Annotated in this window: 11 protein-coding genes; 6 read left to right on the forward strand and 5 right to left on the reverse strand. The window is 58.1% G+C overall.

All coding sequences use genetic code 11. The features are described 5' to 3' along the window. Positions 1–134: 134 nt before the first annotated feature. The 5 genes from EI290_RS11405 to EI290_RS11425 all read right to left on the reverse strand — a co-directional run bounded on the left by EI290_RS11405 (position 135) and on the right by EI290_RS11425 (position 8,177). The gene (locus EI290_RS11405) at positions 135–1,409 is read right to left on the reverse strand and encodes a M16 family metallopeptidase (RefSeq protein WP_125430051.1); all 1,275 of its coding nucleotides are present in this window, start codon (positions 1,407–1,409) and stop codon (positions 135–137) included. An 11-nt stretch (positions 1,410–1,420) separates the two neighbouring features. Beyond that, positions 1,421–2,620 carry a type IX secretion system outer membrane channel protein PorV gene (gene porV / locus EI290_RS11410; RefSeq protein ID WP_125430054.1) on the reverse strand — a complete coding sequence of 400 codons (1,200 nt, stop codon included), beginning with the start codon at positions 2,618–2,620 and terminating at the stop codon, positions 1,421–1,423. 50 nt (positions 2,621–2,670) lie between these two features. Further along, positions 2,671–6,597, reverse strand: a complete 3,927-nt coding sequence (porU, locus tag EI290_RS11415) for a type IX secretion system sortase PorU (protein ID WP_125430057.1) — start codon at positions 6,595–6,597, stop codon at positions 2,671–2,673. Positions 6,598–6,775: 178 nt separating this feature from the next. Then, positions 6,776–7,474: a CDP-alcohol phosphatidyltransferase family protein gene (locus EI290_RS11420; RefSeq protein WP_125430061.1), complete on the reverse strand. Its 699-nt coding sequence runs from the start codon at positions 7,472–7,474 to the stop codon at positions 6,776–6,778. A gap of 67 nt (positions 7,475–7,541) precedes the next feature. Continuing rightward, on the reverse strand, positions 7,542–8,177 hold the full coding sequence (locus EI290_RS11425) for an MBL fold metallo-hydrolase (protein WP_125430064.1): 636 nt from the start codon (positions 8,175–8,177) through the stop codon (positions 7,542–7,544). 293 nt (positions 8,178–8,470) lie between these two features. Between EI290_RS11425 and EI290_RS11430 the strand changes: the two genes are divergently transcribed. From EI290_RS11430 to EI290_RS11455, 6 genes are all read left to right on the forward strand, one after another. Beyond that, a complete protein-coding gene (locus EI290_RS11430; RefSeq protein ID WP_185816960.1) occupies positions 8,471–9,583 on the forward strand; it encodes an NAD(P)/FAD-dependent oxidoreductase in 1,113 nt (370 codons plus the stop codon). A 10-nt stretch (positions 9,584–9,593) separates the two neighbouring features. Beyond that, positions 9,594–12,923 (forward strand): PD40 domain-containing protein, encoded by a 3,330-nt coding sequence (locus EI290_RS11435; RefSeq protein ID WP_125430070.1) that lies wholly within the window; start codon positions 9,594–9,596, stop codon positions 12,921–12,923. Positions 12,924–13,093: 170 nt separating this feature from the next. Beyond that, the gene (locus tag EI290_RS11440; RefSeq protein WP_125430697.1) at positions 13,094–13,735 is read left to right on the forward strand and encodes a heme exporter protein CcmB; all 642 of its coding nucleotides are present in this window, start codon (positions 13,094–13,096) and stop codon (positions 13,733–13,735) included. Positions 13,736–13,849: 114 nt separating this feature from the next. Continuing rightward, a complete protein-coding gene (locus EI290_RS11445) occupies positions 13,850–14,521 on the forward strand; it encodes a cytochrome c biogenesis protein (RefSeq protein WP_125430073.1) in 672 nt (223 codons plus the stop codon). After that, entirely contained in the window at positions 14,502–14,741 is a 240-nt protein-coding gene (locus tag EI290_RS11450) for a CcmD family protein (RefSeq protein ID WP_125430076.1), read from the forward strand. Before EI290_RS11445 ends, EI290_RS11450 begins: the two co-directional genes overlap by 20 nt. 105 nt (positions 14,742–14,846) lie before the next feature. Further along, positions 14,847–15,275 carry a cytochrome c maturation protein CcmE domain-containing protein gene (locus EI290_RS11455; RefSeq protein WP_125430079.1) on the forward strand — a complete coding sequence of 143 codons (429 nt, stop codon included), beginning with the start codon at positions 14,847–14,849 and terminating at the stop codon, positions 15,273–15,275. The last annotated feature ends 34 nt before the right edge of the window (positions 15,276–15,309 follow it).

Here is a 15,309-nt window from a genome sequence, read left to right on the forward strand (position 1 = left end):
CCAGAAATGTGCCGTGCTGGTGCGCAAGACCTGCTCGTTCAGTCGCTGCTTAGCCATGCACCACGTGCGTATTCAACTCGTCATTGACGAGCATAATCGACGATGCACCATAACTTAGACCACCACCTAAGATTTTATGGTCCAACAATTACTTCTATCATTTCTTCCGGTGATAAATATTGCTGAGCTAACTGTTGAAGAGAGTCTGGTTTTACGGATTGAATGTGGGTAATGAAATCGGCGTAATAGGTATCAGGTAGATGGTAGAAGATAAGGTTTTTGTATTTGTCGCACTGTTCAAAAACAGTGCTTAGCTCGTTAGCGAATTTACCAGCCATGTAGTTCTTCACAGTCTGTAGCTCTGACGCTGAGACGGGCTCTTCCTGCAACCGACGTAACTCATAGTGAATTTCGTGAACAGCAGCAGAAGCGCTGGCCCCATTAACGTCTGAACCAATGACAAAGCTGGTAGCATGTTCACGCGGGCCAACGCTGGCATATATACCGTAGGTGAAACCCTTGTCTTCACGGATATTCTTCATTAGTCGTGAGCCAAAATAACCACCGAGTACTTTTACCAATACCTGCAACTCATGCGCTTGAGGATGATGCAAGGCTGGCCATTGGCGTCCGATGCGGAGTGAGGCCTGCATGCTACCAGGGACAGTAATGGTATCGTGTGCTGGGGCACTTTGTATTGCAGGTGTGGAAATGCGTTCCTGGTTGAAAAGGCTGTTCGATGCAGTGCCTAGCGTTTGCTTGAGTAATTCTTCATGACTCGAATCAACGTCGCCACACAGAAAGATTTCGGCTTCGGCAAACTGATAAGCTTGCTGATGAAAGCGGCGGATATGGTCGGTAGTAACTAGTTGAAATGCTGCTTCATCAAATTTGACTCCGTATGGGTGACGCGGGCCGAAGAGGTTACGTGAAAACTGTTCGGCAGCCAAATAACTGGTCTTCTGTCGTTCCACCCGTACGTTCTGAATAGTGCGGGTTTTGAGTAAACTTACCTCTGACTCTGGAAAAGTGGGTTCGGTGAGTACGTCAACTAGTAAAGGCAGTAACTTACTGAGGTGGCGGGTGAGGCAATATAGGGTGAGGGTAGCCCGATCGAAGCCTTGTTCGCACTCCAGAGAGGCGCCATAAAAGGCCACCTCGTCGGCAATTTGCCGGGCAGTGCGGGTACGGGTGCCTTCCAGCAGCATACGAGCCGTCAGAAGGGAAACACCAAGGGCTGGCTCTTCCCATTTGCCAGCCTTGAAAACTACTTGTAAGCGCACAACGGGTTGAGCGTTATTGCGCATGACGTGGAGGCGTGCCCCATTGGGGAGCGAAAACACGTCAGCCGCGGGCAGCTTAACGCTGGCCAGCGGCTGAACGGGAGGAGCGACTGTACGGTCGAGCATCAAGAAGAATGTTAGTTGGTCGGGCTGTCGGAGGTACCGAACGCCTCGCTGAGTTCATTAAAGTTAAAGTGCAAGGAGATGCGCAATGTTTGAGCTAGAGGATTAGCTTTCGAATTGGGTACTAAGTAGGTGCCGTCAACACCAAACACCTGATAGCGTACCCCTGCTCCAAAGCTGAGGTATTGCCGGTCGCCCTTCATGGGGTTCTCATAGAAATAGCCTACCCGAGCCATAAGCAGGTCGTTGTACACGTACTCTAAACCACCCGAGAGGTTGATTTCTTTCATCTCCTCACTGAACCCACCGGGGGCGTCGCTGAAGGAGCTGGTAATACCACGCACGATGCCGTAATTGGCGCGCCTGTCGTTTTCGGCTACTACAGCCGGAGCAGAACGGTCGTCGGTAGGATCGTTCTTGTCGTAGAAGGGGGTAGGTACCAGTAGCTTGTTGGCATCAACCGTTAGCGTAATCTTGTTGTAGGCATCCAATTCCTTTGTAATGGCGGTGCCGAGCTTGAAGTTGGTTGGCAGAAAATCGGGCTGATTGCCGTCGGTGTAGGTTATCTTATTACCAATGTTAGATAGGGCAGCCCCGAAGGCCAAGTTATATTCACCAGGTCCAATGGTTAGATCAGTGGTGTAGTAAGCGCCCAGATCTACGGCTACGGCATTACCTGGCTTCGTATCGGCGGTGCCGCCGGTGAGGTTGGAGCGGATATAGCGGGCATTTAATCCTACCCCTAAATTATCGCTTAGCTTCTGGCCGTAGCCAATAGTGAAAGCATATTCCTTGGGGTTAAACGAACCGTTAGGCTGATTGGTAGATGTCCGGTAATCTATCTGGCCCAGGTCGAAATACATCAGGTTGGCCGAGATGGTAGACCGGTCGCCGATTTTGCTGGTACCGCTCAAATACGCTAAGCCCATATCGTTGGCAATACTAGCCAGCCAAGGAGTATAGGAAGCCGCCACACTGTGCTGGTACCGGACAAAGCCCAGCTTGCCGGGGTTATAATAACCGGCATTGGCATCGGGGCTGATGGCTACACCAGCCTCGCCAAGGGCCGACGAGCGGGCATCGGGGCTGATGGTGAGAATGGGCACAGCGGTGGTAATAGCATTGACCCGGCTCTGGGCGTGGGCCGCCGTGGCGGCAAAGCCCAGCAGGCCGGGCAGCAACACAGAGCGCAGGGACAGTTTCGGCAGTGTCATAAAAGGGGCTGAAGAATGGAGGCGGAAGGTAGGCGAAATGCCGCAGTTGATTAGTTAAGCAGAACCAGTTTTTCGTATTTCGAAGCCGTCGAGGTATCCTTGCCGTCGACGGAACGAGTGCGCACACTCACGCGGTACACGTACACACCACGGGCCAGCTGGTCCTGGTACTCGTCGCGGCCGTCCCAACTGACAGACGAAACGTGGGAGCCGCTGCCGAAAGCCGAACCTTGCAGAGTGCGCACTAATTTTCCCGACACGGTAAAAATCTGGATCTGAATATCCAGGTCCTCGCCCTGGCGGTTGTGGTCGAAGTGGAAGGTGGTGGTACGGGCAAAGGGGTTTGGGTAGTTGAGTACGTGCTGCAAGGCTAACTTCTCAGTGGGAGCAGCTACAAATTCCACAGACCGCTCAGCGGAGTTGTTCCAGGTATCCCAGGCTTTAACGCGCAACTCATGGGGGCCGGCTGAGAGGTCCTTGAACCGGTATTCTACGCGGCCAACCTGAAAGCTGTCGGTTTTGGCCGTATAGAAGGAGTTGAGGATGGTGACTTTGCTGGCATCACCGTCGAGGGTGGCAGTCAGGTCGTGGCCAATACCGGTGCCAGCCGTATTAATTCCGCTTTCGTCGCGGAGGTTGCCCAGCAGGGTAGTAGTAAGCCCTGTGAGGCCACCAAACACAAATTGCTCGTTGTCCATAAACAGCCGGATGCGGGGCGGAATAGTGTCGCGGTAGGCCAGGGCAGAGGCATCACCGATACCAATCAACTGCTGGCCATGCGCATCGGTGCGGCCGGCTACATCAGAGGCATACAGGCTGATTTTGCCTAGTCCCACGCTATAGTTGATGTCCTTGGGAATCACAAACTGCAGCTTGAACTGGCCGCCACGTACCGTAGCTGGCCCATCATAAATGATATTCTCCCGGACTGGAATCGGGGCCGGGTCAGATTCGTTGCCCAGCGTCGTGACAATGGTTTTCTTCTCGAATACCTGCACGTTGGCTGTACCGTTGAAATTGGCGTTCAGGCGGCCGTTCTGTCGGATTTCACCTTTCAGCTCCACTTGCTGAAGGGCTTTAAGGGTATCGGCCTGCGAGGCAGGCTTACCGTTAATGGTAGTGGCTATGGCCATTTGCTGGGGGTAAGCCAGCCGCATGGATGGGTCGCCGAGCAGGGCATAATTGCGGTTGTTGTCGCCGGCTATGGCAATGTTTTTAGCCGTGCGACAGATGTCGCCGATGCGAGGGAGGGTGCCATCGGCGCGGGGCTTGAACAAGTCGTTGAAGAACTCGATGGCCAAGGCCTGGTTTTTGTCGGCGTATACCACTCGCGTGGTGGTGAGCAGGCCGATAGAGCCACCGGCAATATCGGTGAGGGACTGTTCGCCGGCGGAAGTAAACTCCGGGTTATCGTAGGTGCTAAAGTCGCAGGTGCCGGTGAAGAGAAAAGGCAACATGGCAGAGTTCTGCAGGCGTTGCACCGAGCTAATGGTCAGAATCTGCTCATCGGCCCAACTGCGGGGGCTGCCGTGGCCTATGTAGTTAATTACCAGGGAGCCTTTCTCGAAGGCATCATCCACGGCCTTTTCGGCCGCGGCGGAGCGTTGGCCGGCTGCTACCGTGGACTGCGGATACATATCCAGATACTGCTTGTATACATTATAGCTGCGGGCAGCCGATAAGGTATCCAGCGGGTTAGTGAGCTGCTCACTGTAGTAACTGAACAGGTTGCCGTCGCCGTCATCAGCCACGAAAGACAGCCGGTTGCGCCACTTGCCGTAGCTGGCCGGCGCATCATAGCCTATAAGCTTGTTGGCCACAAGGGTGGCTTGGGCGGTGGTTCGCACTGGCAGGCGACCCACGGCAATATCCATCAGCTCATTGCTGGTATTAGGCAGCCAAGCGCCTTCCGTGTCATCCAGCAGCCCGTAGTAGTCATCGGAAGAATACGTGAGGCCCTGGGCATTGGGCCGGGCCCCCATCACTAAATCAAAACCTTCTACCGACTCATATACCGGTACGAAGTTTTGGTTGATTTTATCTCCGTTGGCCGGCAGCCGGTCTTTCCACCACTCAGGAAGCTTAGTGGCGTCGTTGGTGGGGTCGGCTTTGTAATCGTAGGAAGCGTCGCCGAACAGCAGCAGATACTGACGACGGCCGGTGGTATTCCGGTCGTACACCATTTTCATAAAGTCACGGATAGCCGTGACATCCTGCCCGCCGGAACCAAACTCGTTGTATACCTGCGAGGTGGTAACCACTTGGGTGGTGAGGCCATCGTGGGTGGTGCGGTGAGCCGCCAGCTGATTGGCGGCCGTTAGAAACGCCGGATGCGTGAGAATAACCAGCTCCAGCTTACCGTCGAGGTTGAGGGCGTGCAGGTTCTGGTTGCCCACGCGGCCGAAACTCCGGGGGGTAGGAAAGCTGCTGCCGGTGAAGGCCACAAACTCCCGCACGGAATCGGTGCGGGCCAGGAAGGCACCAGCAACATGCGTAACTGCCGCTGGCCGGCGCGGGTTGGTAACCTCCCAGATAGTAGCACCGGCCGCATTAGCTACTTCAAACTGACTGATGGCGGCCGGGGCAAGGTTGGTAAGGGAGCGAAACTCCAGGATGCTGCCACTCAAGCGAAGCTGCCGCTGGGCGTTCAGCTCAAGATAATCCAGAAAACCCTGCGCCTTGGGGTCGGTGCCGCCGCTGTACGTGAGGCTGACCTTAATTTCGGAGGGGGAAGTAGCCGGCACAACGTAGCTCAAGGTGCGCAGGTCGGTGTTGGCTACCTCCGGGTAGCAGCCGTAGCCCCCGTTGCAGTTGAACCCATACACGAGCTGCGTTGCGGTATTCTGGCCGTTGATGCTGGTTTGGAAAGTAGTGGCGGAGGTAGATGATGCTACTACGGAAGAGGCTACCTGTACTGTAGTGCCCGGAACCAGATCTGCCACGCTAAAGGAAGCAGTATGCTGCAGGCCGGTAGCGGCCGAAAATGTTTCGCCCACCCATACCCGACCCGATTTGGCCAGGTTTTGTAACTCCCGCTCGTAAAACTGCCGCTCGTTGAAGGTAGTAATGCGGGCCGTGGCGGAGCCGCTGACGGCCGGCGCAGTGGCCACCCGCCGCCCGGCCGTGCTACCTACCGTCAGGAAATAGTAGGCAGTATCAGCGTAGGGGTTAAGCTGGTGTTTGAAAGTGTTGGTTTGGCCGTTGCGGGTCCAGGTGTGCGGGCCACGGGCATAAAACAGAAAATACTCGTTGTCGTCGAAGCTGGTGTTGGCGTCTCCTACAAACTGCATGGCATTTTCCGCGAGGTCGTCGGGGCGGTAGGCGCTGTTGGCCTGGGGCAGGGTGCCCATGGCGTTGCCATACAGACGCAGGCGGCCAGGGTCGAGGCTCTGCACGTTCAGGCCCAGGCTGCTGAGAGTAGTCTTATCGAGCTTGTAGATGCCGTTACTGGGTACCCCGATCTTAAACCAGTCGCCCTGGTTGAGCACGGACGTGCGCGTGTACACGCGGCTGGCTGTGCCGCGTGCGGTGGCCGTGGTGTAGGCGTAGGCAAAGGAAACCAGCTTTTCGGCCTGGCCGGTTTGGGGGTTGCGCCGTAGGGGCCGCAGAGCCAGCAGCGTAATCGGCTGCCGGGCCTCCACGCCCGAAATAAGCTCCAGCGCGGGCGTGGTTGGCAGGGCCGCCACATCCAGCTGCCGGGCATCGGTGGCCGAAACGGCCTCATACACGGCATCCCGCAGCTGGCCCTGGGCCACGGTACCGCTCAGCCGTAGCTGAAAAGTGGCTACCTGCTGGTTGCGGCGGAAGGCAGCGCCCCGAAACGAGGGCACCAGCCGTTTCTGCCCGTTTACCGCTACCGGCTCGGTGCCCGTCCAGGTAATGCGGGCCCGCACTACCTGCTCCGACTGCGCCCGGGCTATCAGCCCGGTCACACTCAAAACCAGCGTAAAAAGCCACCGGAACGTAGAATACCGCATACGCAGGACCTGAAAATCAACTACTGACGATTACTTAAAAAAGGGCAACAGGCTGGGCAGCAACACAGTTCAGCCGCGGCTAGTTAACTGCGGAAATTCGGAATTATTGCAGCTCCGCGGCAAAAAATCCGACGTCTGATAAACGGCCGGACCACCCTACCGGATTGCCTGCTACGGCTCAGGTATAGACCGGCCTGGCCGGGCTGATTACTGACAGCAGTACGTACAACAAAATGATAAGCGGAATGGCCGCCGCCCATAGCCACGCCAGCAGCCCCACGCTCAGCAGCAGGAACACAAACCGCACCTGGTTGTCCTGCCAGCGGAAGGTTTTGAACTTGAGGGCAAACAGCGGCAACTCCGCCACCAGCAACCCCGAAAGGAGCAGCGTGAGGCCCAGCAGCACCCACGGATTCAGCACGAACGGGCTGAGGGCAAACCGGTCGTTGGCCAGAATGAGCGGTAGTGAGGCGACGACCAGCGTACAGGCCGGGGTGGGTAGGCCGATAAAGGAGTCGGACTGGCGGGTATCGTTGTTGAACTTGGCCAGGCGCAGGGCCGAAAACACGGTGATGATGAAGCCGGCGTAGGGCAGCCAGCCCGGCAGCCCGGCCCCACTCTGGCGCAGCAAATCGAACATAAACGCCCCCGGCACCACCCCAAACGACACCACATCGGCCAGGGAATCCAGGTCTTTGCCGATAGGGGAGGAAACGTGCAGGGCCCGGGCCAGCAGGCCGTCAAAAAAATCGAATACGGCGGACAGGCCCACGAAGTAAGCGCCGGTTTCCAGGTCGCCGGCGAAAATGTGGCACAACGCCAGGCAGCCCGAGAACAGGTTGAGGCAGGTTACGGCGTTTGGAAGGTGTTTTTTCAAGGGACGGAATAGAACTTAGGGACAAGGGCTGGAATGAAAGGTCGAAGCACGGGCCGGGACCGGAAGTTTACTGCAGAAACGGGTTGCTGCGCCGCTCCTGCCCAATGGTCGTAGCCGGGCCGTGGCCGGGGTACACCACCGTATCGTCGGGTAGGGTCAGGAGCTGGCTGTTGATGCTGGCAATCAGCGTGGCGTAGTCGCCGCCGGGTAGGTCGGTGCGGCCGATACTGCCCTGAAACAGCACGTCGCCCCCGAGTACAGTGCTGCTGGGCGCGTGGTAGAACACGACGTGACCCGGGGCGTGGCCGGGCGCAAACCGCACTTCCAGCACCGTCTCACCGAAGCGCACCGGCTCGCTGGGCGTAAGGAAGCCGGTGGGCTCGGCGGGAGTGTAGTTCGGAAAGCCGTAGCTGGGCGCATACGCCGGCACCGCCCGGAGCGTGCTCAAATCGGCCTCATGAATGAGAAACGGCACCTGATAAGTATCAAGCACAAACTGATTGCCCAGCACGTGGTCGATGTGGCAGTGGGTATTCAGGAGCAGAACCACCTGCAGGCCCTGGGCCTCAATGAAGCTCCGCAGGGCCCGTTGTTCGGCCGGCTCGTAGCAGCCCGGGTCGATGATGGCGCACTGGCCGGTGGCATCGTGCAGCAGGTAAGTATTCTCGGAAAAGGCGTTGAATGTGAAACCGGAGACAGTCATGGAAGGAAACAAAAATGCGGACGGCGCTACCGGCCTATTTTGGGTGGGTAAGTTACGGAAGAGGAAGTTGTTGAATGGGTGAATGGCCAAAGCAGTAAATGGCGGCAGTATCATCCTGAGCAGCGCGAAGGACCTCATGACAAGTGAACGGCATCGTGGTATGGGCTCGTGCTGATGGGATAAGGTCCTTCACGCTGCTCAGGATGACACTGCCACCACCACTTCGCCCATCTAACCCTTTGCCACTACACCCGTTCACCCATCCACCACTTCAAATCCCTACCTTGCTGCCCATGACGCGCGTTGAGTATTTGATAGTAGGGTTTGGCATTGCCGGGGCAGCCCTAGCGGCCGAGCTGCGCGGCCGGGGCCGGCAGGTGCTGGTGCTGGATGCCCCGCAGCCTGATTCAGCCTCGCGGGTGGCCGCTGGCCTGATGAACCCGGTGGCGGGCAAGCGGTTTGCGCTGGCCTGGCGGGCCGAGGAGCTGCTGACGGCGGCTATTACCTTTTACCGGGAGCAGGAAGCGCGCCTGGGCCTGCCGTTTTTGCGCGAAATGCCCATTGTCAAGCTGTTTTCCTCGGTGCAGGAGCAGAACACGGTGCTGGCCCGCAGCGCCGACCAGCCCTGGCAGCACTTCGTGGAAAACCCCACCGGGGCCCTGCCCGAGCTGCCCGGCGTGCATCAGGAGCTGGGCGGCCTGCTGATTCGGGGTGGGGGCTACGTATTGATTGAGGAGTTGCTGACGCAACTCACGGCCCAGGGCCGGCGGGAAGGGTGGCTACAGCACGAAACTTTTGACTGGACCCGGCTTGTTGCCGCGGAAGGTGGTGGCTTCGTGTACGATGAGCGGGTGCAGGCCCGGCACATCATCAGCTGCGAAGGAGCCGCCGCCGTGCACAATCCGTACTTTCGGTGGCTGCCCCTGACACCCAACCAGGGCGAGGTGCTGGACGTGGAATGCCCGGACCTGCCCGAAGGCGCGGTGCTCAACAAAGGTGCTTACGTGCTGCCGCTGGGCAACGGCCGGCTGCGGGTGGGCGCTACCTACCGCTGGCCCCCCTTTGCCACCGGCACCACCCCCGAAGCCCTAGCGGAACTTACCCAGCGGCTTCAGGGTATTACCAGTTGGCCGTTCCGGGTGACCGGGCAGCGGGCCGGGGTTCGGCCGGCCGTGCGCGACCGGAAGCCTCTGCTGGGTACTCATCCGGAAACGCCGGGCGTGCATATTTTTAATGGGTTCGGCTCGAAAGGAGTGATGATGGCTCCACGGCTGGCCCAGCTAATGGCCGACTGGCTGGAAAATGACGTAGAGCCCTGGCCCGAAGTCAATATCCGGCGGTATTTTACGTTATATTCTTCCGCATCGGCCGCTGCCGGCGTCCGCTCATCTGCATCCCGCCTCTAGCTTTCAGTATATGAAGCATGTGTCCTTTCTTTTCCGGCCCCGCCTGAGTGGGCTGGCTGGCCTGGCAGCCCTGCTGCTGGGCTTGCTGCTTTCCGGCGAAACTGCACAAGCTCAGACGGCCCAGGAGCCTTTTGGCCGGGTGCGCCTGCAATACAAGGAGTTCAACTGGCAGCAGCTCAGCACCCAGAACTTCAACATTTACTACTACGCCGGCGGCGAGGCCAACGCCCGCCACGCGGCCGAGTACGCCGAAAAGGAGCTGCAGCGCATTACGGGGCTGATTGGGTACTATCCCTACTCCAAAACCACCATCATGCTCTTCAACTCCGTGGGCGACCTGCGGCAGAGCAACGTGGGTCTGAACAGTGACAAGTACCAGACCGGGGGCGAAACCTCGCTGCTGCGCATGACCAAGGTGCAGCTGGCTTTTCAGGGCCAGCAGACGCGCTTTAAGCAGGATTTGAGCAACCGCATCACACAGGTGCTGCTCAACGACATGATGTATGGCGGCTCGCTCAAGGAAGTTATCCAGAGCAGCTACCTGCTCCAGCTGCCCGACTGGTTTATCAGCGGGGCCTCGGCCTATGCGGCCCAGGGCTGGAGCGTGGAAATGGACGACTACATGCGCACCATGACCAAGGAGCACGAGGGCAACCGCACGGCCCCGTTCTTTCTGCGCAACCCCGAGCTGGCCGGCCAGAGTGTGTGGAACTACATTGCGGAGCGCTACGGCTACACCAGCATTCAGAACATTCTGAACCTCACGCGCATCACCCGCGACGTGGAAGTGGGCATCAGTTCCTCCCTGAACGTGCCTTACAAGGTGTTCCTGAAAGACTGGCTGGGCTACTACCGGCAGCTGAATGCCCAGCCCCGCACGCCCTACCAGGAAGCCGACGAGAAATACAGCCTGATGGGCCGCAACCGCAAAGGCATGGTGTACAGCCAGCCCGTGCTGAGCCCCAACGGCCAGCGGCTGGCCTACGTGCAGAACGACCAGGGCCGCTACCGGGTGCTGGTGGTGAACAAGGATGGCAAAGGCCGCGACAAAATTCACCGCAGCGGCTACAAAACTCCCGACCAGCAGGTGGAAACCCGGCTGCCGGTGCTGGCCTGGCGCGGCAATGGCCAGGTGGCGGTAGTAGAGGAAGACAAGGGCCAGCTGGCCTTGCAACTGCGCGAGGCCGACGGGGGCGTGCGCAACATGGTGGCCCGGCTGAAAAGCCTGCTGCCCAGCTTTGGGCGCCGGGCTTCCCTGCTGAGCCAGTTTTCCCAGGTCACGGATTTGAGCTACTCGCCCGATGGCAAGTCGTTGGTGTTTAGCGGGGTGCGCAACGGGCAGAACGACCTGTACCTGCTGCGGGCCGGCAGCCGGACCCCGGAAAAGCTGACCAACGACGTATTCGACGACGTGGAGCCCACTTTCCTGCCCGGCGGGGGGGGCATCGTGTTCAGCTCCAACCGCTGGCTCGACTCGGCGGGTACGGCCAAAGGCAGCTTCGGGGCGGTGGTGAACAACTACGACCTGTACCTCTACCACCTCGATGGCCGGCCGCAGCCGGTGGAAATGCTGGTGAATTCTATTTCTAATGAAGGCCGGCCCCGGGCCATTTCCGACGCGGAAGTGCTGTTCGTGAGCGAGGAAAGCGGCGTCAGGAGTTTGTACCGCCTCGCACTGGCTACCAAGCAGTACCAGCCCGTCACCAGCTTCCTGGCCAACCTCAAAGACTACGACTACAACGCCACCAGCAACGCTCTGAGCTTTGTGGCGGCGGAAGATGGGCGCGACAACATCTACTTGTACCCGACTTACAGCCTGCCTACCGATCTGACCCTGTTCAAAACCGCCCGGCAGGAAACCCTGGAGGACCGCTCGAAGCCGGCTAAGGCTGCCGTGCCCAACCGGCCGGGCCCAACAGTGGTCAATGCTGCCCAGCAGGCCGCCAGTCCCTCAAACGCTGAGCAGCAAACGCCGGCAACCACGCCGGAAACGGCGGCCCAGCCAACTAAAAAGGCCGATAACCGGGTGAATACGGATGCCTACGAGTTCGACGAGGATATTCCGGCTTCCCGGGCTTCTCCGACGGTTACCAAGCGCCGGCCCGCCACGGTGGTGGCTTTGCCCAAAGCGGCCCCCGTTGAAAGCAGCGCGCCTGCCGGGCCTTTCCGCTACGATACCCAGTTCAGCATCGACAATGTGGTATCCACCCTCTACTCCGACCCGCTACTGGGGCTGGGGCTGATGGGGCAGGTGAACATGTCGGATATGATGGAAAACCACCGCATTCAGGCGGGTATTTTTGCCCTCACCGACCTGCGAACCAGCAACATCTTCGCGGAATACACCAACCTCAAACACCGTTACGACTGGAGCGTGCGGTACCAGAAGCAGGCGTATTTCATCAATCCGGAGGGTCTGGGCCGGGTGCGCTACGGGCGGCACGAAATTGCACCCACGCTGGCTTATCCGCTCACCCACAACCTGAGTGTGCGCCTGGGGCCGCGCTTCGTGAGCGTGAGCCGTAAGATTTACGCCGACCTCAGCAACTCCACCGACCGCACCAATAACTACCTGGGCGGAGAAGGTGAGCTGGTGTTTGATAACTCCATTGCCACGGGCGTGAACATGCTTCAGGGCACCCGTATGAAAGCCGGCGTAACGCGCCTCTCAGATCTGGATGGCCATGGTACCAGCTTCACCAAGCTTTTTGTAGACCTGCGCCACTACCAGAAAATTCACCGCCAGCTGATCTGGGCCAACCGGGCCAGCTTTGGGCAGTACATTGGGGGCGGCACGGCCCAGCCCTTCTTCCGGCTGGGTGGCATGGATAACTGGCTGAACTACGACTACGACGACAGCCAGTTTATTACGGCCGACAAAACCCAGGCCCTGGACCCCACCCAGCTGGACCCTACTCAAATGTTCTACCAGCAGTTTGTAACCAATCTGCGCGGGTTCAACTATAGCAGGCGGATCGGGCAGAAATACGTGCTGTTCAATTCCGAGCTGCGGCTGCCTATTATTCAGTACCTCTCGCACCGGCCCATCGAGTCGGGCTTTTTCCGGAACCTGCAGCTGACGGCCTTCGGGGATATGGGCACTACCTATTCCGGTGCCAACCCGTTCAGTGTGAACAACTCCAACAACACCCAGACCAAGGAGGAAGGCGCCTATAAGGCTACGGTTATCAATTTCACTAATCCCATGCTGTATGGTTACGGGGTAGGAATGCGCACAACCATGCTGGGCTTTTACGTGAAAGGAGACCTGGCCTGGGGCCGGGAGCAGTATAATAACAAGGGCCCCAAGCTCCACGTAACGCTGGGCTACGATTTTTAGCGTAGCTACCACCTATAAGCGGCAAGCCGCCAGCTGATGTGTATACGTCGGCTGGCGGCTTGCCGCTTATAGGTGGTAGCTGATACAGAATCCGGGACTTGGGTTGTATCTTTGCGGTCCTGTTTACCAGCCGTGTTGCCGTGACGCTTCTGAGCGAAATTTGGGTGTTGATGCAGAAGGACTTCCGCCTGGAGTGGCGGCAGCGTGCGGCCCTGAACGGGATGCTGCTCTACGTGAGTAGTACCGTGTTTGTGTGCTACCTCAGCTTTTCCTCCAGAGGGGGGCAGCTGCCGGCTCCGGCCTGGAACGCGCTGTTCTGGATTGTGCTGCTGTTTTCGGCTGTGAATGCCGTGGCGAAAGGGTTTCTGCAGGAAAGCCGTGGCCGGATGCTCTACTACTACACGCTGGTACGGCCCCAGGCCGTGATTCTGGCCAAAATAGCCTACAACGCGCTGCTGCTGCTGGGCCTGGCCCTGGTGGCATTTGTGCTGTACTCGGTTGTGCTGGGCAACCCCGTGCAGAACGTACCCCTGTTTGTGGGTAATGTGGTGCTGGGAGCCGTGGGCTTTGCCAGTACGCTTACACTGGTATCCGGTATTGCGGCCAAAGCAACAAACAGCAGCACCCTGATGGCGGTGCTGGGGTTTCCGCTGATGGTGCCCATGCTGCTGCTGCTCATCAAAGTATCCAAGAATGCGCTGGACGGGCTGGAGTTTGAAGCCAGCCGCAGCTCCCTGCTCACCCTGGTGGCCCTGAATATGATTGTAGGGGCGGTGTCGTACCTTCTGTTTCCTTTTTTGTGGAGAAGTTAGTGAAGCTAGTAGCTGATGATTGTTAGCTACTAGGTTGTATGTTTTTGCCCTTGCGTTTGTTCTTCTCTCTCATCCAATGCTAACAGCCATCAGCTACTAGCCAACAGCTAAATCATGAAAAAAAACTGGTGGAAAGCCTTGAGTGTGGTGCTGCTGCTGTACGTGGCGGTGGCGGGCCTGCTGCTGCCGGTGCCCCGGCTGGCCATCCTGAACGAAACCATCCGCAACCTGTATTTCCACGTGCCCATGTGGTTCGGCATGACGTTCGTGCTGCTGGCTTCGGTATACTACTCGGTGCGCTACCTCCGCACGCCTACGCCCGAGCTGGATATCCGGGCCCATGAGTCGGCGCGCACGGGTATTCTTATGGGGTTTGTAGGATTGGCAACGGGCAGCATCTGGGCCAAATACACCTGGGGCGCCTGGTGGACCAACGACCCCAAGCTGAACGGGGCCGCCATTGCCATGCTTATTTATGGTGCCTATCTGGTGTTGCGCTCCTCCTTCACGGATGAGCAGCAGCGGGCCCGTATATCGGCCATTTACAACATTTTCGCCTTTGCCACGGCCATGCCGCTGTTCTACATTCTGCCGCGCCTCACCGATTCGCTCCACCCCGGCGCGGGCGGCAACCCAGCGTTTGCTAAGTACGACCTCGACAGCAATATGCGCCTCGTATTTTACCCGGCCGTAATTGGCTGGACCCTGTTGGCCTTCTGGCTGGCCCAGCTGGCTAGCCGTGTTTCCCTGCTCAAACTCAGATTATATGAAAAACAGCTTGCGTAAGCTGCGTCCGGTAGTGACTCTGCTGCTGGCCCTGGTGCTGCCGGTGCTAGAGGTGGTGGCTCAACCTGCCACCCAGCCCGAAATGGCCGATGCCCTGCGGCAAAGTGGTAAAATATACGTGGTGGTGGCCGTCATTGCTGTGGTGCTGGCCGGGCTGCTGTTCTTTCTGGTTTCCCTGGACCGCAAGCTCACCCGTTTGGAGAAGGAAGTGAAGGAATAGTAATTCTTCACTTCGGCTATTCTTCCGGACCTTTGCGGCCGGTTTTGTTGTTCCGAGTTACCTGTACCCCCGAGTCCGGGGCCCTTGTCCTGTTGTATTGCTGAAATGAAAAAGACGCACATTTTCGTCATTGCCATCATTGCTGTGGCTATTGGCATCATTATGAGCACCGCCGGTGATGCCAGCGTATATGTCTCATTCAAAGAAGCCCGGGAGCGGGCCGCGGAGGGCAACCTCACCAAAGTACACGTGGTAGGCCGCCTCCCCCGCGACGGGGCCAAGAATATTCTGGGCCTGGAGTACAACCCTACCGTTGACCCCAACTACTTTGCCTTTACCCTGGTCGACACCAACCGCATTGCGCAACGGGTTATCTACTTCAATCCCAAACCCCAGGATTTCGACAAATCGGAGCAGGTGGTTATTACCGGGGCCATGCGCAATAACACCTTCGTAGCCGACAAGATCCTGCTGAAATGTCCTTCCAAGTATGTGGAGAAGGATATCAAAGGTGCCACGGCTAGTATCAATTAAAAATTGAGAATTGAAAAACAAAAACGGTGGCCAA

Source organism: Hymenobacter metallilatus, from assembly GCF_003944705.1.
GTDB classification, from domain to species: Bacteria; Bacteroidota; Bacteroidia; order Cytophagales; family Hymenobacteraceae; genus Hymenobacter; species Hymenobacter metallilatus.

Coding starts and splice junctions, on each gene's coding strand:
- EI290_RS11455 (WP_125430079.1), top strand. CDS start 14,847: ATGAAAAAGACGCACATTTTCGTCATTGCCATCATTGCTGTGGCTATT.
- EI290_RS11405 (WP_125430051.1), bottom strand. CDS start 1,409: ATGCTCGACCGTACAGTCGCTCCTCCCGTTCAGCCGCTGGCCAGCGTT.
- porU (WP_125430057.1), bottom strand. CDS start 6,597: ATGCGGTATTCTACGTTCCGGTGGCTTTTTACGCTGGTTTTGAGTGTG.
- EI290_RS11430 (WP_185816960.1), top strand. CDS start 8,471: ATGACGCGCGTTGAGTATTTGATAGTAGGGTTTGGCATTGCCGGGGCA.
- EI290_RS11440 (WP_125430697.1), top strand. CDS start 13,094: ATGCAGAAGGACTTCCGCCTGGAGTGGCGGCAGCGTGCGGCCCTGAAC.
- EI290_RS11425 (WP_125430064.1), bottom strand. CDS start 8,177: ATGACTGTCTCCGGTTTCACATTCAACGCCTTTTCCGAGAATACTTAC.
- EI290_RS11445 (WP_125430073.1), top strand. CDS start 13,850: ATGAAAAAAAACTGGTGGAAAGCCTTGAGTGTGGTGCTGCTGCTGTAC.
- EI290_RS11435 (WP_125430070.1), top strand. CDS start 9,594: ATGAAGCATGTGTCCTTTCTTTTCCGGCCCCGCCTGAGTGGGCTGGCT.
- porV (WP_125430054.1), bottom strand. CDS start 2,620: ATGACACTGCCGAAACTGTCCCTGCGCTCTGTGTTGCTGCCCGGCCTG.
- EI290_RS11450 (WP_125430076.1), top strand. CDS start 14,502: ATGAAAAACAGCTTGCGTAAGCTGCGTCCGGTAGTGACTCTGCTGCTG.